Source organism: Synechococcus sp. R55.2 (genome assembly GCF_047462075.1).
In the GTDB taxonomy this organism is placed as follows: Bacteria; Cyanobacteriota; Cyanobacteriia; order Thermostichales; family Thermostichaceae; genus Thermostichus.
In genome coordinates, this window is record NZ_JANSIH010000313.1 from 1 (window position 1) to 4,055 (window position 4,055).

4 protein-coding genes are annotated in these 4,055 nt (G+C 56.6%); all 4 read right to left on the reverse strand.

The window, feature by feature from the left end:
- Window positions 1-143 precede the first annotated feature (143 nt).
- Entirely contained in the window at window positions 144-1,436 is a 1,293-nt protein-coding gene (gene sufD, locus NW838_RS09995) for a Fe-S cluster assembly protein SufD (RefSeq protein ID WP_414427965.1), read from the reverse strand.
- The gene (gene sufC, locus NW838_RS10000; protein ID WP_414357843.1) at window positions 1,433-2,248 is read right to left on the reverse strand and encodes a Fe-S cluster assembly ATPase SufC; all 816 of its coding nucleotides are present in this window, start codon (window positions 2,246-2,248) and stop codon (window positions 1,433-1,435) included. Before sufC ends, sufD begins: the two co-directional genes overlap by 4 nt.
- Window positions 2,249-2,345: 97 nt before the next feature.
- Window positions 2,346-2,744 carry a large-conductance mechanosensitive channel protein MscL gene (gene mscL, locus NW838_RS10005; protein ID WP_414344182.1) on the reverse strand — a complete coding sequence of 133 codons (399 nt, stop codon included), beginning with the start codon at window positions 2,742-2,744 and terminating at the stop codon, window positions 2,346-2,348.
- A 128-nt stretch (window positions 2,745-2,872) separates the two neighbouring features.
- Window positions 2,873-4,055 (reverse strand): Fe-S cluster assembly protein SufB (sufB, locus tag NW838_RS10010; RefSeq protein ID WP_414427966.1); only part of this gene is annotated, 1,183 nt, incomplete at its 5' end.

The window sequence follows — 4,055 nt, forward strand, 5'->3', positions numbered from 1 at the left end:
AGGGCTACTGAAAGCCCGCTCCGTACCGCTTAGCGGTCGGAGCCGGGTAGTTTACTGCTGCCTATCCATTACGCCCAAGTCTGGTCACTCTTGAGGGTAATGGGGGAGCAACAACTTATTATTGTTATTGGAATTGATTGGATTCACGGGATCCCAGCCAACCGGCGGGCCACCAGGGTGGGAAGCCAAGCCAAAGGGATCCCTTCCAGGGCTTCTGCTGCAAAAGCGCAGGTGAGAAGTTGCCTGGCCTCAGCTTGGGGAATACCCCGGCTTTGCAGATAAAAGATCTCTTCCGCCTCCAGTTGGCTGACGGTGGCCCCGTGGGCACACTTGACGTTGTCGGCAAAGATCTCCAGTTGTGGCTGGGTGTTGACCCGCGCTTTGGGGCCTAGGAGCAGGTTGCGGTTGGTCTGGGCGGCGTCCGTCAGTTGGGCCTCTCGGCTCACCAGAATCCGTCCGCTGAAGACCGCATGGGCCGTCTCGTCCACGATGCACTTGTGCAATTGGCGGCTGCTGCCATGGGGGGCCTGATGCACCAGGCGGGAGTGGGTGTCGCTGTGCTGGGATCCCTTCAGCAGCGTTAGCCCCTGCAGTTGGGTGTGGGCCTGGGCTCCGGCTTGGGTGATCTCCAGGTTGTGGCGAGAAAACTGGGATCCCCACTGAATCGCCTGGAGGCGGTAGTGGCTGTCGCAGCTTTGGCGCACGGCGGTCTTGTTGATGTGGAAGGCTGGGGATCCCTGCCTTTGCAAAATCACATGGTGCAAACGAGATCCCTCTGCCAGGGCGATCTCCGTAACCGCGTTGCCAAAGGGGATCCCGGATCCCAGGGATACATGATCTTCGATCAGCGTGAGGGAGCTGTGGGCTTGCAAAGACAGCAGGCAGCGGGGCTGGGCCAAAACGGCCTCTCCCTCAGGAGCCACCGTTATGAACAGCAGGTGCAGCGGTGACGGAACTTCCTGGCCGGGCTGTAGGCCAATCTGGATCCCATCTCCCAGATGAGCGGTGTTGAGGGCCGTAAACACATCCGTCTTGGCCAGGGTTTGCAGCAACTCCCCTGGGGCTTGGGCTAAAGGGATCACCTGCAAAGCGGTGGGCAGGCCGCTCAAATCAGAAAGCTGGGGGGCAAAGTAGCCGTTGACGAACACGGCGCGGCTATAGCTGGCTTCCGGCCAAAGCCAGGGCTCTAGAGTTGCCGCATCCAGAGCCGGATCCCCTGCAGCAGCCAGGCGAAACTCGTGGGCCAGCAGCGGCGAGAGATCGCTGTATTTCCAATCCTCTTCCCGTGGGGTCGGGATCCCCAGTTCGGCCAATTGGGCGCGGGCCTGCTGCCTAAGGGTGGTGTAGGGATCCTGCCTTTCGGGGATTTGGCCGAGGATGTGCTCCAGGAATAGGCGGCTCTCTGGGGCGAAAGGTTTGGGCAAGGTGGCGCTCATCCCTCTTCCTCCCGCCGGGATGTTGCGGCTGCTGATTCTTGGCCCAACTGAGTTTTGATCCAGTCGTAGCCCCGTTCTTCCAGCTCCAGCGCCAAGGTCTTGTCCCCGCTGATGACAATACGCCCCCCTTCCATCACATGCACGTGGTCGGGGGTTACATAGTCCAGCAAGCGTTGGTAGTGGGTGATCAAGAGCATGGCATTCTCAGGGCCGGCCAGTCGGTTGATGCCGTGGGCCACAATGCGCAGCGCGTCGATATCCAGACCGGAATCCGTCTCGTCCAAAATGGCCAGCGTAGGCTCCAACACCGCCATTTGCAGGATCTCGTTGCGCTTTTTCTCGCCGCCGGAAAAGCCCTCATTCACAGAGCGCTCCAAAAAAACGGGATCCATTTTGACAATATCCAACTTTTCCCGTACCAGGTCGTCAAAATCCAGAGCATCCAGTTCCGGCTGATCCCGATATTTCTGGCGAGCGTTGTAGGCGGCGCGCAGGAAATCCAAGTTGCTCACCCCTGGGATTTCGATGGGGTATTGAAATGCCAAAAAGATCCCTGCCCAAGCCCTCTCTTCTGGCTCCATCTCCAAGAGATTTTTTCCCAGGTAGAGGATCTCGCCCCCCGTCACCCTGTAGTCAGGGTGGCCGGCTAAGATCTTGGAAAAAGTGCTTTTTCCAGAGCCATTGGGGCCCATGATGGCGTGGATTTCTCCGGCGCGAATTTCCAGGCTCAACCCCTTGAGAATGGGGGTGCCGTCGATCTCGGCGCTGAGATCTCGAACGGATAAGATGACAGGGCTGTTTTCACGGATCATGGCTAGACTCTAGGGTTGACACCGAAGGGCAGGAGCTGAAAAGTTAAGGGATCCCTAAACCAGGTTTGGATTTTGGGCCTAAGGATCCCCTATAGCTCTATTGGGAGTGGCGATTGAGGATATCCCGGATCTCTGTCAGCAAAACCACTTCTGGTGGGGGCAATGTGGGAGGAGATTCTTCCTCCTTTCGCTGTAGGGTGTTGATCGCCTTCACCAGTAAGAAGATGGCAAAAGCGATAATCACAAAATCAAACACAGCTTGCAGAAAGCTGCCGTAGTTAATCGTAACTGGGTCTTCAGGACTTCCACCGATTTTCCAGACCAAGTTCTGGAAGCTCACTCCACCAATCATCAAGCCTAAAACTGGAGTAAACAGATCTGCTACAAAAGAAGTCACAATCTTCCCAAAAGCACCTCCAATAACAACGCCAACAGCCAAATCTAAGGCATTGCCCCGGCTAATAAAGTTTTTGAACTCCTCCAGAAATGCCCGCATAGGGAACTTCTCCTGCCTAGCCTTTATAGTTCAAAACCTCTCTGCCTTGGGAGTCACCCCTCTCCTGAAATCCCACTGATGTCAGTAGCCTCTCCCCAGCTGCTTAGCTTCACGTCGGGAACAATCCCCTAGCCGACGGATCCCTCTAACTTCAGGCTCAGCAACCGATCGGCTTCTACGGCAAACTCCATCGGCAATTGGTTGAACACCTCTCGGCAGAAGCCGCTGATGATCATGGACACGGCATCTTCCATGCCGATCCCGCGCGACTGGAAATAGAACAATTGCTCCTCTCCAATCTTGGAGGTGGAAGCTTCGTGCTCCACTTTGGCGGTGTTGTTTTGCACCTCAATATAGGGGAAGGTGTTGGCGCTGCACTGATCCCCAATCAACATGGAATCGCACTGGGAAAAGTTGCGGGCACCTTCCGCTTTCGGCCCGATTTTGACCAGGCCGCGGTAGCTGTTTTTGGAGTGCCCAGCCGAGATCCCTTTGGAGATAATTTTGCTGCGGGTGTTGCGGCCCACGTGAATCATCTTGGTGCCGGTATCGGCCTGCTGGTAGTGGTTGGTGAGGGCAACCGAGTAAAATTCGCCCACCGAGTTTTCCCCCACCAGCACACAGCTGGGGTACTTCCAGGTGATGGCGGAGCCGGTCTCCACTTGCGTCCAGGAGATCTTGGAGTTTGCCCCCTGACACAGGCCGCGCTTGGTTACAAAGTTATAAATGCCCCCTTTGCCGTTTTCGTCGCCGGCATACCAGTTCTGTACCGTCGAGTACTTGATCTCGGCATTGTCTAGGGCGATCAGCTCCACCACCGCCGCATGCAGTTGGTTGGTGTCGAACATGGGGGCAGTACACCCTTCCAAGTAGCTGACGTAGGATCCCTCGTCGGCAATGATCAGGGTGCGCTCAAACTGGCCCGATTCGCCGTTGTTGATGCGGAAATAGGTGGAAAGCTCCATGGGACAGCGCACCCCTTTGGGCACATAGACAAAGGATCCATCACTGAACACTGCCGAGTTCAGCGCCGCGTAGTAGTTATCAGCAATGGGAACCACACTGCCCAAGTACTTGCGCACCAGCTCCGGATACTCCCGCAGCGCCTCTGACATGGAGCAGAAAATCACGCCTTCCTTGGCCAGCTTTTCCCGGAAGGTGGTGGCTACCGAAACGCTGTCGAAGATGGCATCCACCGCCACATTGGCCAGCCGCTTCTGTTCAGACAAGGGGATCCCCAATTTCTCGAAGGTCTCCAACAGCACCGGATCCACTTCGTCCAGGCTCTTTTTCTTGGGCTGCACCTTGGGG

What these genes read in the sequence shown, in the direction of transcription:
- sufD (WP_414427965.1), bottom strand. Translation starts at nt 1,436, where the DNA reads ATGAGCGCCACCTTGCCCAAACCTTTCGCCCCAGAGAGCCGCCTATTC.
- mscL (WP_414344182.1), bottom strand. Translation starts at nt 2,744, where the DNA reads ATGCGGGCATTTCTGGAGGAGTTCAAAAACTTTATTAGCCGGGGCAAT.
- sufC (WP_414357843.1), bottom strand. Translation starts at nt 2,248, where the DNA reads ATGATCCGTGAAAACAGCCCTGTCATCTTATCCGTTCGAGATCTCAGC.